We start from the raw sequence: 16,628 nt of genomic DNA on the forward strand, positions 1-16,628 counted from the left end.
TTGTCGGCGTGACAGAAGCAGTCGAAACACTCGAGTTCCAGGCCGAGACCCACCAGCTCCTCGAGCTGATGATCCACTCGGTGTACTCCAACAAAGACACGTTCCTGCGGGAGCTGATCTCGAACGCTTCCGACGCACTGGACAAGCTCAAGCTGGCCACGTTCCAGGACAAGGACCTCGTCGCCGACACCTCCGATCTGCACATCGAGCTGGATGTCGACTCCGACGAGCGGGTCCTGACCGTGCGCGACAACGGCATCGGCATGTCCCGTGCCGAGGTGATCGATCTGATCGGCACCCTCGCCAAGTCCGGCACCGCCGAGCTGCGCCGCAAACTCACCGAAGCCAAGTCCGACGCCGCGGCCGAGGAGCTGATCGGCCAGTTCGGCATCGGCTTTTACTCCACCTTCATGGTCGCCGACAAGGTCACCCTCACCACCCGCAAGGCGGGCGAGGCCGAGGGCACCCGCTGGGAAGCCGCGGCAGGCAGCTCCACCTACACGATCGACACCGTCACCGACGCACCGCAGGGCACCTCGGTGACGCTGGCGCTGAAGAAGCCCGACGAGGACGATCACCTCTTCGATTACACGCAGGAATGGAAGCTGCGCGAGATCGTCCGCAAGTACTCCGACTTCATCGCCTGGCCGATCCGCATGCAAGTCGAGCGGACCGTGATGGAGGGCGAGGGCGAGGACAAGGTCGAGAAGACCGTCGTCGAGGACCAGACGCTGAACTCGCAGAAGGCGCTGTGGACGCGCCCGCGCAGCGAGGTCACCGACGAGGAGTACAAGGAGTTCTACCACCACGTCAGCCACGCCTGGGACGACCCGCTCGAGATCATCCCGATGAAGGCGGAGGGCACCTTCGAATACCAGGCGCTGCTGTTCCTGCCCTCGACCGCGCCGTTCGACCTGTTCACCCGTGAGCACAAGCGCGGCGTGCAGCTGTACGTGCGCCGGGTGTTCATCATGGACAACTGCGAAGAGCTGATGCCGGAGTACCTGCGCTTCGTCAAGGGTGTGGTCGACGCGCAGGATCTGTCGCTGAACGTGTCGCGCGAGATCCTGCAGCAGGACCGCCAGATCCAGATGATCCGCAAGCGCCTGGTGAAGAAGGTGCTCTCGACGGTCAAGGATCTGCAGTCGGCCGAGGACCAGACCAAGTACCAGACCTTCTGGACCCAGTTCGGCCGGGTTCTCAAGGAGGGCTTGTTGTCCGACACCGACAACCGTGAAACCCTGCTCACCGTTTCGTCTTTCGCCTCCACGGCCTCCGAGTCCGAGCTCACCACGCTCGCGCAGTACGTGGAGCGGATGAAGGACGGCCAGGACGCGATCTACTACATGACCGGCGAAAGCCGTGCGCAGGTGGAGAATTCGCCGCACCTGGAGGCCTTCAAGGCCAAGGGGCTCGAGGTGCTCGTGCTCACCGACCCGGTCGACGAGATGTGGGTCGGCTCGGTGCCGGAGTTCGACGGCAAGAAGTTCCAGTCCATCGCCAAGGGCGAGGTCGACCTGGAGACCGAGGAGGAGAAGAAGGAGACCGAGGCCCTGCGCGAACAGCAGGACAAGGACTTCGCCGACCTGCTCGCCTGGCTCGGCAAGACCCTGTCCGAGGTCGCCAAGGAGGTGCGCCTCACCAACCGGCTCACCACCTCACCGGCCTGCCTGGTCGGCGACGTCTTCGACTTCACCCCGATGCTCGAGCGCATGTACCGCGCGTCGGGTCAGGCGCTGCCGGAGTCCAAGCGCATCCTCGAGCTCAACCCCACCCATCCGCTGGTCACCGGTCTGCGCGACGCCTACGACGCGCGCAAGTCCGATGCCGACGAGGGCAAGGTGCCCGAGCTCGCCGAGACGGCCGAATTGCTGTACGGCACGGCAGTTCTCGCCGAGGGCGGCGAACTGAAGGATCCGGCCCGCTTCGCCCACCTGCTCACCGAGCGTCTGACTCGCACGGTGTGACGCGACGCCGCCTCGGCGGGACCGTTGTGCTGCGGCACAACGGGTCTCGCCGGGGTCGGTTCGGTGGCGGCTCGCGGTCGAGGTCACGGTTCGGCTGTGCCGATCGGCCGCGCGGCGGTGTTGTGACGGTTACCAGTCCCGGGGGTGCCGCCCTGTGTCCTGTGGCAATGCCGCACGAGCCCGGTTCGGGAGCGGGGCGCTGCTCCTAGGCTCGCGACAATGGTGGACGTGAACACCCATTACGACGTGCTGATCGTCGGATCGGGTTTCGGCGGCAGCGTCACGGCGCTGCGGCTGGTGGAAAAGGGATACCGGGTCGGCGTGCTCGAGGCGGGCCGCCGGTTCGCCGACGCCGATTTCGCCGCGACCAACTGGGACCTGCGCCGCTACCTGTGGGCGCCACGACTCGGCTGCTACGGCATTCAGCGCGTGCATCGCCTGCGCGACTGTTTCATCCTGGCCGGAGCCGGTGTCGGCGGCGGGTCGCTCAACTACGCCAACACGCTGTACAAGCCGGGGAAGGCGTTCTTCGCTGACAAGCAGTGGGCGGGCATCACCGACTGGGAAGCCGAACTGTCCCCGCACTACGAGCAGGCCACCCGCATGCTCGGGGTGGTCCGAAATCCGCTGCACACCCCGGCCGACACGGTCATCAAGGCGGTGGCCGAGGAGATGGGCGTCGGGCACACCTTCGTGCCGACTCCCGTCGCGGTGTACTTCGGCGAGCCGGGCCGTACCGACGCCGACCCGTACTTCGGCGGTGTCGGCCCTGCCCGCACCGGCTGCGTGAAGTGCGGCGAATGCATGACAGGCTGCCGGCACGGCGCCAAGAACACGCTGGTCAAAAACTATCTCGGGCTGGCCGAGCAGGCCGGGGCGACCGTACTGCCGATGACCACCGTGACGGCCCTGCGTCCGCAAACCGACGGCACCTGGCTCGTCGACACCGAGCGCACCGGCAGCTGGATCCGCAAGCAGCGCACCACGTTCTCCGCCGACCGGGTGGTGCTCGCCGCGGGCACCTGGGGCACCCAGCGACTGCTGTTCCGCATGCGTGACCGCGCCGTCCTGCCCGCGCTGTCGCCGCGCCTCGGTGTGCTCACCCGCACCAACTCCGAGGCCATCCTCGGCGCGGGCCGAACCACCGTGAATCCCGACATCGAGGTCACCACGGGGGTGGCGATCACCTCCTCGTTCCACCCGACGCCCGACACCCACGTGGAACCGGTGCGCTACGGCCGGGGTTCCAACGCGATGGGCCTGCTGAACACCTACCTCGTCGACGGCGACCAGCGCACACCGCGCTGGCTGCGGGTGCTCGGCATCGCGGGTCGTCACCCGATCCGCACCGTGCGCCTGCTGCGCACCACACGCTGGAGCGAGCGGACCCTGATCCTGCTGGTGATGCAGAGCCTGGACAACTCCATCACCACCTACACCAAGCGTGGGCTGTTCGGCCGCCGCTATACCAGCAAGCAGGGGTACGGCCACCCCAATCCGTCCTGGATTCCGGCCGGGCACGAGGTGACCCGAAGGGTCGCCGAGAAATTCGGCGCCACCGCGGGCACCACCTGGCCCGATGTCTTCGGTGTTCCGATGACCGCGCACTTCATCGGCGGATGCGCCATCGGCGCCGATCCCGCCACCGGCGTGATCGACCCCTACCACCGGGTGCACGGTTATCCGGGACTGAGCATCGTCGACGGCTCGGCCATTTCGGCGAACCTGGGAGTCAACCCGTCGCTGACCATCGCCGCGCAGGCGGAACGGGCGGCGGCGCTGTGGCCGAACCGAGGTGAGGCCGATCCGCGGCCGCCGACGGGGGAGCCGTACCGCCGGATCGCGCCGGTCCCCCCGCGTGCTCCCGTTGTGCCCGCCGGTGCCCCCGCGGCCCTGCGGTTGCCCATCGAACCGGTGGACCGGTCGGCCGTCGGCGCGTGAACCGGATCGAACACCGTGCCGAATAAGCGATTTCGGTCCACCATGGACATATGGGTGGGCACGAGATTCGGCGAGCACGTCCCGAGGACTACGACGAACTGATCGGGGTGGTCGACGACTGGTGGGGGCGGGCCGTGACGCACAACCTGCCGCGCATGTTCCTCGACCACTTCCATCGCACCAGCCTGATCGCCACCGACGACGCCGGAATCTCCGGATTCCTCATCGGTTTCGGCTCACCCGCCGACGCCGACGCCGCCTACATCCACTTCGTCGCCGTGCGTCCCGACGCCCGCAAATCCGGCCTCGGCCGCACCCTCTACGACGAGTTCTTCACGATCGTGCGCGCCGAGGGCCGAAAGCTGGTGTCGGCCATCACCTCACCGTCGAACTACACCTCGATCGACTTCCACCGCAGCCTCGGCTTCACGGTGACCGGACCGGTCGCGAACTACAACGGCCCGGGCCGGGCCCTCATCACCTTCGAGCGTGTCCTGTAGAAACGCCGAACGGCGCCTCCGAAAACGAAGGCGCCGTGCGGAATTCGAACTGCTTACCTGGGCGCCATGCGCAGGGCGCCGTCCATGCGGATCGTCTCGCCGTTGAGGTAGTCGTGGCGGGCGATGTACTCCACCAGCTGGGCGTACTCGTCGGGACGGCCCAGCCGCGACGGGAACGGAACGCCCGCCTCGAGGTTCTTGCGGTAGTCCTCGGTGACGCCGGCGAGCATCGGGGTATCGATGATGCCGGGGGCGATGGTGTTCACCCGGATACCGAACTGCGCCAGGTCACGCGCGGCGGGCACGGTCATACCGTGCACGCCACCCTTGGACGCCGAGTACGCGATCTGACCGATCTGACCCTCGAACGCCGCCACCGACGCGGTGTTCACGACCACGCCGCGCTGGCCGTACTCGTCCACCGGCTCGGTCTTGGCGATGGCGTCGGCCGCCAGCCGCATCACATTGAAGGTGCCGAGCAGGTTCACGGTGATGACAGTGCGGAACAGCTCGAGATCGTGCGGGCCGTTCTTGGACAGGATGCGACCCGCCCAGCCGACACCGGCACAGTTCACCACGATGCGCAGCGGCGCCGGGCCCTCGGCCACCTGGGCGACCGCAGCGGCGACCTCGTCGTTGCTCGTCACGTCGGCGGCGATCAGGGTGACACCGTCGGGCACGTTGCCGCCCGCGCGCTCGATGGACTGCGGGATGTCGAGACCGAACACGGTGGCACCCGCCTCGGCCAGGCGCTTGGCGGTAGCGGCACCGAGGCCGGACGCGCCTCCGGTGACGATTGCGGCGGAACCAGAAATCTCCACAAATTCTCCTGTGTTATTTGGCGGCTGGCGCCGCGGGTCTCGGCGCTGAGCGCCGCCTCTTCCCTCCCTACGGGCACTCCTTCGTCGCACCCTTCGGTCAGTCCAGAGGCGGCGACGCGCCGAGACCGGTCGTGGTTTTCGGCCTTATCGGCCTTCTGCCAATAATGCACCATAACGTTCCGAGGTGTGGTGTGGCGCACCCCTACCTCGGTGTAGCCGAAATCGTCGCGAACAGCGGTGTTTGCCGGTGGTAGCGTGCCGTCATGAGATCGTTCGCCGGTCCGAGCGTGGCCGGGCGCAGGGTCCTGATCACGGGTGCCGCGCGCGGGATCGGTGCTGCGCTGGCGCGGCGGCTGGCGGCGAAGGGGGCGCGGGTCGCGCTGCTCGGGATCGAGCCGGAACTGCTCGCCGAGGTGGCCGCCGAATGCGGCGATGTGCCGTGGCGCTACTGCGATGTGGCCGACCCGGCCCAGGTGGGGCGGGTGATTCCGGTGCTGGTCGCCGAACTCGGTGGGCTGGATGTGCTGGTGGCCAACGCGGGGATCGCCAAGCAGATGGCGATGGTCGGTGGTGACGCCTCGGTGCTCGAGGAGACGCTTGCGGTGAACGTGCTCGGTGTCGCGTACGCGGTGCAGGCGGCGGGCCCGTATATCGCGCACGCGGATGGGTACGTCCTGATGATGTCGTCCATCTCGAGTGCCGTGCAGCTGCCGCTCGGCGGCGCCTACAGTGCGTCGGCGGCCGCGGTGGCCGCGCTCGCGGAAACGCTGCGCTTCGAATTGTCCTCCACGGGAGCCAAAGTGGGCGTCACCTACTTCGCGGGGATCGACACCGACATGACCGTGCGCGGCTTCGACACCGCCGCCGCGCACACCATCCTCGGCGGCACGAGCCTGGCGGGGATCTCGCCGATCGGCCCGGCCGTCGACGCCATGGAACGGGCTGTGGCCCGCCGCAAGGCCACGGTGTACGCGCCGTGGTGGGTCGCGATGGCCCGGCCGCTTCGACCCTTCGCCCAGCTGGTCGTGCAACGGCTGCACGGCAACAGAGTGGCGCGCGCCGTCGAGATCGCCCGCGACGAGGACGCACCGTTCACCACCGACCAACCGGCCCGGCCGCGCAGAATGGAACGGCAATGAGTGAGGAACCCGGATCGACCCTGCGTCAGCTGCCACGCGGACGCCACCGCCTCTCGCGGGCGGAAGTGGTCGCGTCCCAGCGCGAACGCATCCTCGTCGCGATGGGGGAGGCGATGTGCGAGAGCGGCTATGTCGGCACGCCGGTCGCGGCGGTGCTCAAACGCGCCGGGGTGTCCCGCGAGACGTTCTACGAGCAGTTCCGTTCCAAGGAGGACTGTTTCCGCGCCGCCTTCGACCGCGCCTCCCAGCTGCTCTCGGATCGGTTGCAGGACACCATCGCCGAACTCGCCGACGCCGACGCGCCCACCCGGATGGATCGCATCCTCACCGCCTACTTCCAGCATCTGATCGACGATCCCGCCTCGGCACGGCTGTTCCTCGTCGAGGTGTACGCGGCGGGACAGGCAGCGATCGCGGCCCGGATGGACCTGCAGCACCGGTTCGTCACCGTGGTGGCGGCGATGCTCGGCGCCGAAACCGACGAGCAGCGCTTCGCCTGCGCCACGCTGGCGGCGGCGATCGGCGCGATGGTCACCGGCAAGATCGCCGGCGGCGACCTCGACAGCCTGTGGGAGCTGAAGGATCAGCTCATCGCGTTGGCGCAGCGCTCGGGCACGGTTTACGGCAACGCCTTCGCCGGCTGATCCACCGGCTCGCGCTCGCGCCGGGAGAACCGCCAGGCCAGTACCCCGGCGCCGGTGAGGGCAGGGGCGAGCAGGGCGAGCGCGACGGCGGCGATGCCGTCGACGCCGGGGACGAAGGCGTCGAGCAGGGTTTTCCCGGCGAAGAACAGGAACAGCAGACCCGAGGCGATGGCGATCCCGCGCTCGGGCAGGTGCTTGCCCGCGAACTTGCCGACCAGAATCGCCAGCCCACCCGCGGCAACCATGCCCGCCACCGAGCCGATCCACACTGCGAGCCAGCTGTTGTTCGAGGCGAGCGCGGCCGCGGCGAACATGGTCCGGTCGCCGAGTTCGGCGAGCATGAAGGCGGAGATCACCACGAGGAAGGCATTGCGGGTACTCGGTGGTTCGGGAGCGGTCTCGGTGTCGTCGGCCGAGCCGAGCGCGTCGCGCAGGGTCCACACGCCGACCGCGAGCAGGGTGAGCGCGGTCACCACCGCGATGGCACCAGCGGGCAGTGCCGTGCCGAGAAAGTGGCCGACACCGGCGGCGATGAGGTTCACGGCGACACTGGCGACACTGATACCGGCCAGGACGACCCACCAGCGGTAGCGCAGCGAGAAGGTCAGCGCCATCAGCTGCGATTTGTCGCCCAGCTCGGCCAGGAAGATCACGCCGAAGCTCAGCAGGATCGTGGCGATCAATGAATTCAGCTCCCAGGTAACAACTTCCGGCCTGCGGCTGAGACGGGGGTGCCTTCAGCCACACCGGTCGAATGATCGGTTTCGTGGCCGAAGGTCTCGCCCACCGGTGACTACCGGTTCGCGCAGCCGGACCGCCCCGGTGGTGGCGGCGATCAGTATGTCGACTGGGCGATTGCGGGCTACTCCCCTTCGCTGTCGTCCACCATAGCGCGGTTGCTCCCGGAATGCCAACATCGCATCACCGAAAGGGCAACGGACACAATAAGTTTGGCTGAGCGGCCCGGATAGTTCGGTTCCCCTGAATTCCGGATCGGGAAACCCTGTTGCCAGTGGTTCGCCAGGCCTGTGCCGTGAAAGTTTCAGGCAGCCAACAGCATTGCCAGGACGGCGGTATCCGGGTCGCTGATGAGATCCATGCCGACCCGGCTCACCAGGGAGGTGACGGTGCCGTCGAGTTCGGCCTCGGCCCAGGCGGCCCGATGCTCCAAACCCAGATGCGGCACACCGGGCAGCAGCACGCACCCGGACGCGGCGCCCACGCACTCGGGCAGCGACGGCCGGGTCTGCGACGGCGGATGCAGCATCAGCAGGGCGGGCGGCACATGCTCGGCGAAACGCCCCGGCTCGATCGCCTGGTCGCCCACCACCGGGCCCTCGGCGAGGACGAGACCGACGGTGTCGGGTTCCGGATCATCGGGCAACTCCTCACGTACCCCGAACACGGTGCTGGTGAGCAGCAGGCCCGGCAGCGACGCCACCCGCACGGCGAGCACGAGTACCTGCGCCCACTCCTTGGTGGTATCCGGCCACCGCCCCGACACCACGAACCCCCGCAGACGACCATCCGCCTGAAACGGCGTGAACCCGATCGGCCCCTGAACAGTCATGACGACCTCCCGACTTACGAGATAAGTCAGGAATAGCCCCGAACTGTACTGGCACACAAGTACCACTGAGTGCCAGGAACTGGTCATTCCGCGCAAAAGGCCCCCCGGGCGAACGCCGGGAGGCCCTTCACGGAAAGTACTACTCACCCAAAGATGAGGCCCTTGCCCTGGTTGACGGCGCGGGCGAAGCGGTCCTGCACGTCGGCCCAGTTGACGACGTTCCAGAACGCGGTCACGTAGTCGGCCTTGACGTTCTTGTACTGCAGGTAGAAGGCGTGCTCCCACATGTCGACCTGCAGCAGCGGGATGATGCCGAGCGGCACGTTCGCCTGCTGGTCGTACAGCTGGAAGGTCAGCAGCTTCTGGCCGAGGGTGTCGTAACCCAGGACGGCCCAGCCCGAACCCTGCAGGCCGTTGGCGGCCGCGGTGAACTGCGCGCGGAACTTGTCGAACGAACCGAACTGGTCGTCGATGGCCGCGGCCAGGTCGCCTTCCGGCTTGTCACCACCGTTGGGGGAGAGGTTCTTCCACCAGATCGAGTGGTTGGCGTGACCACCCAGGTGGAAGGCCAGGTTCTTCTCGTGCAGAAAGATGGCGCTGTGATCGCCCGCTTCGCGCGCGGCTTCCAGCTTCTCCAGCGCGGTGTTCGCGCCGGCGACGTAGGCGGCATGGTGCTTGGAGTGGTGGATCTCGTTGATCTGCCCCGAGATGTGGGGCTCCAGTGCGCTGTAGTCGTAATCCAGATCCGGCAGCGTGTACTCGGCCACGTTGTCCCTTTCCTGTGTCGGGCTGTGTGCGCCCATCCGATCGAGCACACCAACCATCATTCGTACACCCGATTCGTGCAACCGACGACGCGCGGGCTGTATTTCTGATGGCCCAGCCGATTACAGCGGGGGCGCGACATCCGCCTTCGATGCGCGGGTGTCGCCCGAGTCGTGGGCGGCCCACCAGCGGCGACCGCCCTCGACGAACTCGGCCATCGGGATCTCGCGGCCGTCCAGGTCGGTAATTGTGATCTTGTCGAACCATACTCGGACGTCGAGTTCGCGCGGATCGATGCCCTCCTCCTGGGAGAATTCGATGACATGCGCGGCGATGCGCTGGTCGAGCACCGTGTCGAAGCTGAGCAGCTCGCTCCACAGCGTCCAGCCGCTGTCGTCGACGTCGATGAACTCCCAGCCGTGCAGGCCGCCGCCGCCGAAGCTCTCGATGGCCTCGTCGAGCTGGTCGAGGGTGAGGGGAAGAACGCGGGCGTCGATGTCGTCCCAGCGCTGGATGCGCAGCGACGCGGCGACGCGGGTGACACCGGTGAAGGTGAGCAGCACTTTGCGCTCACCGGGTTCGGCGCCGTCGGCGGGCTGCGTGAGCACCGCCAGGCACAGCTGCAGCTTGCCCGCGTCGGCGTCCACCTCCACGCCGAGACAGGTCGATTCGGACAAAGCGGTATTCAGGCCGTTGCGGTCGAAACTGTCGAGTAGCCCCCTGCTCTGGTTCATGCGCTCAGGCTACCGATCCGCCCGCCCAGATCCCACGAAATGGGATTTTCACTAGTGATGTCGTTTTTATGGAACCGAAACGGCCCGGCGTGCGTCCAAGTAGATGTCGGGATCAGTGCGGACGCGAAATCCCGACGTCAGCGGCGAACGACCGCTCCGGGATGTCAGGAGGGGAGTCCCGGATCGGTCGTTCCCATGCCGCGCGAACCAGCCCGAACCCCGCTCGGCGGGCGGACACGCCCGATCGTGTGCTGATCGATTGCTGAGACCTGTGGATCGAGCTGTGGATTCTGTGGATAACCGTGATCGGTCCACAGACCACGCACACGGCGCCCGGCACCGCTTCGGGCATGGCAGGATCGAGGCGTGACGAGCTCCGATGTCCCCACGGTGCCGGTGGGCGAGGTACCGGCCGGGTTCGACCGCGCGGAACCGGTCCCCGGCGCCCAGCTGCTCGACGTGCGCGAACCCGACGAATGGGAGCTCGGGCACGCACCGGGCGCCATCCATATCCCGATGGTCGACGTCCCTGCCCGCCTCGACGACATCGATATCGACGCCGAGGTCTACGTGGTGTGCAGGCAGGGCGGGCGCTCGATCGAGGTGGTCAAGTACCTGACCCACATCGGGTACGAGGCCTGTCATGTGTCCGGAGGCATGGTCGCCTGGCAACAGACCGGCCGTCCGGTGGTCGCCGACGGCGACCACGAAGCCAAGATCTACTAGTCCGGAACGGGGTGCGCGGGTGAGTTCGGTGGTGCAACCATGTGCACGCTGTGGCGCGCGGTGGGCCGTGCAGGGCGCGCCGATGCACTGGTGCCCGCGCTGTCGTGGCGTGCTGCTGTCCCCGGGCAAGGTCGACGCGCCGCCGGAGAAGCGCAACTACCGCTGGGTCGCCCGCAGGCCCGATCATCGCGACCGCCGCGTCAGCTCCCGCACCGTGCGCGCCGACCCCGGTCCGACTCCCCGCTACACCGAGGTACCGCGCTGGGGTCTGCTCGATCCGCCGCCCGCCCAGCCGCGGACACTGCGCAGGCCGTTGCGCGGCATCGCCGACCGGCGTGACCGGCTGCTCGTCATGACCGCGGCGGCGTTCGTGCTCGCCGGCCTCGCCGAATACGGCCGCTACCTGATCCTGCTGCAGAACCGCACCCGCCTGATCCCGAGCTGGCTGCTCTGGATCTCCGACGCCACCGTGTGGCTGTTCGGGACGCTCGCGCCGATCCTCGCGCTGCTGACGGCGCTGTCGCTGGTCTCGTGGCTCATCGAGGCCCGCCGTGCCGCCTACGCGGCACACGGCAGCCGCGACCCGCGCCGATCGTGGACATTGATCGCCGGTTGTGTGATCCCGGGTGTCAACCTCGTCTGGCCCGGCGTCTTCCTCACCGAACTCGCCGCGGCGCATCCCGATCCACGCGCACTGCGCGCGGTGCGGATCTGGTGGGCGGCCTGGGCGAGCAGCGGGGTGCTGTTCATCGCCGCGACGCTGTGGCGCAATGCCTCTACCCTGCAAGCCGAGGCCGACGGCGTCTCGTTCACCGGGTTCACCGACCTGTGCGCGGCCGGGTTCGCGGTGCTCACGCTGTGGACGGTTCGCCTGGTCGAGGGACGTGACCTGCGTGGGAATCCCCGTTCGGCACACCGCCTGCTGATCGCCGCCGACCCGGCGCAGGAGGTCATCGCCCCGGTGGAACCGGGCGGTACGAGTACGGCCGAGGAGACAGAGCGTTCGGAATCCGCCGAGCCGGGCGAGAATCCGCACAAGGAGGTTGTGGCCAAGTGAGTCAGGGCAATCGCGCGCCGTTCGTCGTCGCGCACCGCGGTGCGTCGGGGGAGCTTCCCGAGCACACTCTCGCCGCCTACGAACTCGCCCTGACCGAGGGCGCCGACGGGGTGGAATGCGATGTCCGGCTCACCCGCGACGGCCACCTCGTGTGCGTGCACGACCGCACCGTCGACCGCACCGCCGACGCGACGGGCCTGGTCAGCGAGCTGACCCTGGACGAGTTGCGCGACATGAACTTCGGCACCGAGGACGCACCGGCGGGCGTGCTCGCCCTGAGCGACCTCATCGGCCTCGTCCTCGACTGGCGCAGCCGCCCGACCAAACTCTTCATCGAGACCAAACACCCCGTGCGCTACGGCGCCCTGGTGGAGAACAAGGTGCTCGCCGAACTCCAGCGCTTCGGCATCGCCACCCCCGCCTCGGCGGATCATTCGCGCGCGGTCGTGATGTCGTTCGCCGCCACCGCCGTCTGGCGCATCCGTCGCGCGGCACCGCTGCTGCCGACGGTGCTGCTCGGCGAGTCCTCGCGCTTCCTCGGCGGCGGCGCGGCGACGACGGTCGGCGCGACGGCGGTCGGTCCGTCGGTGAAAACCCTTCGTGAGCACCCGGAACTCGTCGACAAGGCCGCCGCGGCGGGCCGGGCCACCTACTGCTGGACGGTCGACGATCCCGAGGACGTGCAGCTGTGCGCCGACCTCGGCGTGAGCTGGGTGGCGACCAACCACCCCGGCCGCACCAAAGCGCTGCTCGCCGCGCTGTGATATCGGCGGCCGGGGCCGCGGTTCTCGTCCAGAGGCGGAGGCGCGCCGAGAACGGGGGCGCGGGGCCGCGACGTGATCGGCGGCCATAAACTCCGTGCCGTGGGTAAAAGCAAGCGGAACAGTCCTAAGCCCGACAGTAATCGGGCTCAGCGTCTCGCCGAGCGGCGTGCGGCGCAGGAGCAGGCATCGGCGGTCGTGACGCGACCGTTCGAAGGTCTTGCTGCCGAATGTGATCTGGTGGCGCTGCGGGAGTTCGTGCCGTCGGCGACCGCGACCTTGAAGCTGGCGCCCGGCGTGGCCGCGCAGCGCGAGGTCACCCTGGCGACGGTGCTGCCCGGCGCGGTCGCCGCGCTGGTGCGCGCCGGTGACGAGCCGGTCGGCTTCGTCGGCACGCAGATGCAGTTCCGGGGTGCCGACCCGTCGGCCGATATCGCCGCCGCGATCCTGTGGACGCAGTCGGCCGAACCGGGCGAGTCGCTCACGGCCCCGGAGGCCGTCGAGGGCGGTCCGCGCCTGGCGGATGTCATCGATCCCGGTGCCGACCTGGAGCTCACCGTGCACCAGGACTTCGATTGGTGGGTGCCCGAGGGCGTAACCCCCGATCCGCAGGTCGCCGCGACCATCGAGCAGGCCAAGCAGGCGATCATGCCCTCGGCCCGCCTGGATCTCGGTGCCGACGGTGTCGGCGCGGCGTGGTGGGTCGACGCGGGCGAGAAGGCGCACGTGCGCTGGGTGCGTCCGGAAGACGAGGACGCCCTGATGCTCGCGCTGGCGCGGGTGCACGCGGGTGGCGGCCTGCACATGGGCGAGGGTTCGCGGTTCGCCGGTTCCTTCCGCACCCACGGTGTGCTCGTTCCGGTGTTCGATCTCGATCCGGAGCGTCACCCCACCGAATGGGAGGCGCCCGCACGGGAATTCGGTGCGCGCCTGGCCGAGGCGCTGGCCTCGGACGCCCCGATGACGAGCGAGGAGCGGCGGTCGCGCGACGGTCTGCGTTCGCGTCAGGTCACCCTGCGCTGAACATTTCCGTGCGGATGAAATTAATGAAACATTCCACTTTCACACTGTTCGGTCGGTTAGGTTGACCCCAACGCCGACGCTCGGCGTCAGTGAAAGTCGGAGGACATCATGGAATTTCTCGGCTCTGTTGCCGGTCTCGCACAGATGGTGATCGGCACCATCCTCGCCAACACCGGCTCGGGCGGTTCCGGCTCCGGCTGGTGACACACGAAACGGCTTCGGCTCGCTGCCCGCGAGCCGAAGCCGTTCGCTGTTGACCTACAGGCTGCCGCCCGCGGCGGACGGCGCCCCGGACGCATCCGACGGAGTGCTCATCTCACGCGCGATGAAGTTCTCCAGATCGAACATGTTCGACCCGGCCCGATCGGCGATATTGAGCAGCGTGTTCATCGCGGCGACTTCCTCGACCTGCTCCTTGAGGAACCACTGCATGAACTGCTCGCCGAGGTAGTCGCCCTCTTCGCGGGCGGTGCTCGCGAGCTGGATGATCTGATCGGTGACAGTCTTCTCCTGCGACAGCGCCAGCGCGATCGGCTCGCGGGGGTTGTCGAAATGCGACTTCGCCGCATCGACACCCGCGATTTCGACACTGATATCGCGGTCGAGGAAATACTGCACGATCATCATCGCGTGATTGCGTTCTTCCACGGACTGCGCGTAGAAGCGCTTGGCCAGCTGTGGCAGATCGGCATTGTCGAACCACACCGCGATGGCGATGTACTGGTGCTCGGCGTTGAACTCATGCCGGATCTGGTCTTGGAGCAGGCTGTGGAATTTGCTGCGCGGGGTTTCCGGATTGCTCGACATGTCGGCAACATTAGCGCTGGTCAGAGGGCTTGTCATCCAAGTGCAGCCTTATTGAGGGCAGTATTCCCTAACCAAGTATTTCCTAACTAGATGTGCCCCTCGCCCGCCATTTTCGGCATCCTTGTGGCTGTTTTCGCAGCTCCGGCGAGTTCGCGGCGGACGAATTCTTCCACATCGAACAAATTCCCGTCGCGGTCGAGCACCTCGAGCAGCGTGGTGAGCGCCGACATCTCGTCGACCTGCTCCTTCAGGAACCACTGGGTGAATTGTTCGCCCAGATAATCGTTCGCCGCGCGGGCGGTGGCCGCGAGCGTACTGATCTGGGTGGTGATGGTCTCCTCGCGGGCGAGCAGGAAGGCGATCGCGTCGCGCGGGGAATCGAAATCGGGGCGCACCTCGTCGAGCCCGCCGACGCGCACGGCGACATCGCGGTCGAGCAGGTACTGCACCATGCGCAGCGCGTGCGCGCGATGTCGCGAGGAATGTGAGTAGGTCTGTCCGGCGAGCTGGGGGAGTCGCTGCGCGTCGAAATAGACGGCGGCGGCCAGGTACTGCTGGGCCGCGGTGAGTCCGTGGCGGATCTGGTCACGCAGGAGTTCGGTGAAGTCGGCCATGAGTCGACGTTACCGGGTGAGCAGATCCTCCGGGATCTGCTGATCCTTGGCGAGCGCGTCGAAGAAGCCGGGCGCCTTGGCCTTGTCCCAGAGCAGCACATTGCCCACATCGGTATCGGTGAAGCCGCCGATCGGCACGCTGGTCGTCACCGTGTCACCGCGCATCGCCCAGCCGAGGGCTGCGAGGTTCCAGATGTGGTCGCCGTCGTCGACCTTCAGCGAGCCTGCCACGCCCGTCGCCATCGGCCACAGCGCGAACGGATTGGCGAGCGTGCCCATGCTCGTCGCCTTCTTCAGCAGCGCCGACATGAACATGCGCTGATGATTCATCCGGTCCACATCGGCGTTCGGTGTCGCCCGGGTACGCACGAAGCCAAGTGCCTGCGGGCCGCTGAGCTCCTGACAGCCCGCGGGCAGGTCGAGGCCGGCCAGCGGGTCGACGATCGGCTGGTCCAAACACATTTCGATACCGCCGAGCGCGTCGACGACACTGGCGAAACCACCGAAACCGATCTGCGCGTAATGGTCGATGCGCACGCCGGTGGCCACCTCGACGGTCTGTACGAGCAGCGGCGCGCCGCCGAGCGCGAAGGAGGCGTTGAGCTTGTCCTTGCCGTGGCCGGGGATGCTCACATACGAGTCGCGCGGCAGGCTGACCATCGTCGTCGGGCCCGACGACGGGATGTGCACCAGCATGATCGTGTCGGTGCGTTCGGGACCGGTGTCACCGCCGGTGGCCAGTTCGGCTTCCTGGTCCTCGGACAGGTCACCGCGCCCGTCGGAACCGACGAGCAGCCAGTTCGTGCCGGGGGTGTCGCCCACCCGGTCGCTGTAGGAGGCGAGGGCGGGGATGCGGGTCAGCGAGTTGTCCAGGTAGATGACACCGGCGATCATGCCCGCGATCAGCGCGACGACCACCACCGTGAACCAGCGGAACGGGTGACGCTTGCGACGGGGACGCGGTGGACGTGGTGCGCGGCCCCCGCCTACGGGCGGTGGGGTGCGTCTGCGTGGCGGCACCGCATCGTGATGGGGGACCGGTCGTTGCGTCGGGGCGTGCTGCACCGGTTCGCGTCGGCGCGGTTTCTGTTCGCGCGGAGCCGGGGGCGCCTGTGCGGGCTGAGACGCCTGTGAGTACGCGAGCGGTTGGTTGTCGCGGCCGTCGCGGTGCAGGACCTGGGTGGGTTCGATGTGCGAGGCGGGGCGGCGGTCGTGCGGGGTGTGGCGGACGGTCGGGCCGTCCGGCGCCGGGTAGCCGGGTCGGCCCGCGCCGGGAGGGGGCGGCACAGGGCGTCGCGCGTCGGGTGCGGGGCGGCCGGGAACGGGCGGGGGTCGCCGTGCGTCGGGCGCGGGCCGGCCCGGGACGGGCGGAGGTCGCCGGGCATCGGGCGGCGGGCCGGGGCGGCCGGTCGGCGGCGGCACCCGGCGCCTGCGTGGATCATCGCGTGGGTTGTCGCCGTTCATCACTGTCGAACTCTACTGATCGTCGGGGGCGCGGGCTGGGTTTGCGTGCGCGGTCACTACTGCATACCCATGGTCGGCCCGACCGTTAGCGCGCC

General features: G+C 68.1%; 17 protein-coding genes. 9 read left to right on the top strand and 8 right to left on the bottom strand.

What is annotated here, in order from left to right:
- Window positions 1-8 precede the first annotated feature (8 nt).
- The 3 genes from htpG to LDL21_RS22915 all read left to right on the top strand — a co-directional run bounded on the left by htpG (window position 9) and on the right by LDL21_RS22915 (window position 4,408).
- A complete protein-coding gene (gene htpG / locus LDL21_RS22905; protein WP_225281671.1) occupies window positions 9-1,967 on the top strand; it encodes a molecular chaperone HtpG in 1,959 nt (652 codons plus the stop codon).
- 219 nt (window positions 1,968-2,186) lie between these two features.
- Window positions 2,187-3,908, top strand: coding sequence for an FAD-dependent oxidoreductase (locus tag LDL21_RS22910; protein WP_255675326.1), 1,722 nt, complete (start codon window positions 2,187-2,189; stop codon window positions 3,906-3,908).
- Window positions 3,909-3,958: 50 nt separating this feature from the next.
- Window positions 3,959-4,408: a GNAT family N-acetyltransferase gene (locus LDL21_RS22915; RefSeq protein WP_181698163.1), complete on the top strand. Its 450-nt coding sequence runs from the start codon at window positions 3,959-3,961 to the stop codon at window positions 4,406-4,408.
- A gap of 53 nt (window positions 4,409-4,461) precedes the next feature.
- On the opposite strand, the gene LDL21_RS22920 is transcribed toward LDL21_RS22915, so the two are convergent.
- Window positions 4,462-5,229, bottom strand: a complete 768-nt coding sequence (locus LDL21_RS22920) for an SDR family NAD(P)-dependent oxidoreductase (RefSeq protein WP_181698162.1) — start codon at window positions 5,227-5,229, stop codon at window positions 4,462-4,464.
- 263 nt (window positions 5,230-5,492) lie between these two features.
- Between LDL21_RS22920 and LDL21_RS22925 the strand changes: the two genes are divergently transcribed.
- Together LDL21_RS22925 and LDL21_RS22930 are read left to right on the top strand one after the other, a co-directional pair.
- A complete protein-coding gene (locus tag LDL21_RS22925; RefSeq protein WP_181698161.1) occupies window positions 5,493-6,368 on the top strand; it encodes an SDR family NAD(P)-dependent oxidoreductase in 876 nt (291 codons plus the stop codon).
- Complete coding sequence (locus LDL21_RS22930; RefSeq protein ID WP_181698160.1) at window positions 6,365-7,012, top strand: TetR/AcrR family transcriptional regulator; 648 nt, start codon at window positions 6,365-6,367, stop codon at window positions 7,010-7,012. The genes LDL21_RS22925 and LDL21_RS22930 overlap by 4 nt, the downstream gene beginning before the upstream one ends.
- On the opposite strand, the gene LDL21_RS22935 is transcribed toward LDL21_RS22930, so the two are convergent.
- The 4 genes from LDL21_RS22935 to LDL21_RS22950 all read right to left on the bottom strand — a co-directional run bounded on the left by LDL21_RS22935 (window position 6,988) and on the right by LDL21_RS22950 (window position 10,081).
- Complete coding sequence (locus LDL21_RS22935; RefSeq protein WP_225281672.1) at window positions 6,988-7,695, bottom strand: TMEM165/GDT1 family protein; 708 nt, start codon at window positions 7,693-7,695, stop codon at window positions 6,988-6,990. The genes LDL21_RS22930 and LDL21_RS22935 overlap by 25 nt on opposite strands.
- Window positions 7,696-8,054: 359 nt before the next feature.
- On the bottom strand, window positions 8,055-8,582 hold the full coding sequence (locus LDL21_RS22940; protein WP_067495270.1) for a peptidase: 528 nt from the start codon (window positions 8,580-8,582) through the stop codon (window positions 8,055-8,057).
- Between the two features lie 143 nt (window positions 8,583-8,725).
- Entirely contained in the window at window positions 8,726-9,349 is a 624-nt protein-coding gene (locus tag LDL21_RS22945; protein WP_067495485.1) for a superoxide dismutase, read from the bottom strand.
- Window positions 9,350-9,469: 120 nt separating this feature from the next.
- Window positions 9,470-10,081, bottom strand: a complete 612-nt coding sequence (locus tag LDL21_RS22950) for a hypothetical protein (protein WP_181698158.1) — start codon at window positions 10,079-10,081, stop codon at window positions 9,470-9,472.
- A 366-nt stretch (window positions 10,082-10,447) separates the two neighbouring features.
- On the opposite strand from LDL21_RS22950, the gene LDL21_RS22955 reads away from it, so the two are divergent.
- The 4 genes from LDL21_RS22955 (at window position 10,448) to LDL21_RS22970 (ending at window position 13,648) form a co-directional block, all read left to right on the top strand.
- The gene (locus LDL21_RS22955; protein ID WP_181698157.1) at window positions 10,448-10,807 is read left to right on the top strand and encodes a rhodanese-like domain-containing protein; all 360 of its coding nucleotides are present in this window, start codon (window positions 10,448-10,450) and stop codon (window positions 10,805-10,807) included.
- A gap of 109 nt (window positions 10,808-10,916) precedes the next feature.
- Window positions 10,917-11,864, top strand: coding sequence for a DUF4328 domain-containing protein (locus LDL21_RS22960; RefSeq protein WP_225281673.1), 948 nt, complete (start codon window positions 10,917-10,919; stop codon window positions 11,862-11,864).
- Window positions 11,861-12,628, top strand: coding sequence for a glycerophosphodiester phosphodiesterase (locus LDL21_RS22965; protein WP_225281674.1), 768 nt, complete (start codon window positions 11,861-11,863; stop codon window positions 12,626-12,628). Before LDL21_RS22960 ends, LDL21_RS22965 begins: the two co-directional genes overlap by 4 nt.
- Before the next feature lie 99 nt (window positions 12,629-12,727).
- Window positions 12,728-13,648 (top strand): DUF5926 family protein, encoded by a 921-nt coding sequence (locus LDL21_RS22970; RefSeq protein WP_067644351.1) that lies wholly within the window; start codon window positions 12,728-12,730, stop codon window positions 13,646-13,648.
- 258 nt (window positions 13,649-13,906) lie between these two features.
- On the opposite strand, the gene LDL21_RS22975 is transcribed toward LDL21_RS22970, so the two are convergent.
- The 3 genes from LDL21_RS22975 to LDL21_RS22985 form a co-directional block, all read right to left on the bottom strand.
- The gene (locus LDL21_RS22975; RefSeq protein WP_181698155.1) at window positions 13,907-14,455 is read right to left on the bottom strand and encodes a ferritin; all 549 of its coding nucleotides are present in this window, start codon (window positions 14,453-14,455) and stop codon (window positions 13,907-13,909) included.
- Between the two features lie 86 nt (window positions 14,456-14,541).
- Window positions 14,542-15,069, bottom strand: a complete 528-nt coding sequence (locus LDL21_RS22980) for a ferritin (protein WP_225281675.1) — start codon at window positions 15,067-15,069, stop codon at window positions 14,542-14,544.
- Window positions 15,070-15,078: 9 nt separating this feature from the next.
- Complete coding sequence (locus tag LDL21_RS22985) at window positions 15,079-16,533, bottom strand: LCP family protein (RefSeq protein WP_225281676.1); 1,455 nt, start codon at window positions 16,531-16,533, stop codon at window positions 15,079-15,081.
- Window positions 16,534-16,628 lie beyond the last annotated feature (95 nt).

Origin of the sequence: Nocardia rosealba (assembly GCF_020216065.1) — a bacterium.
Lineage (GTDB): Bacteria > Actinomycetota > Actinomycetes > Mycobacteriales > Mycobacteriaceae > Nocardia > Nocardia rosealba.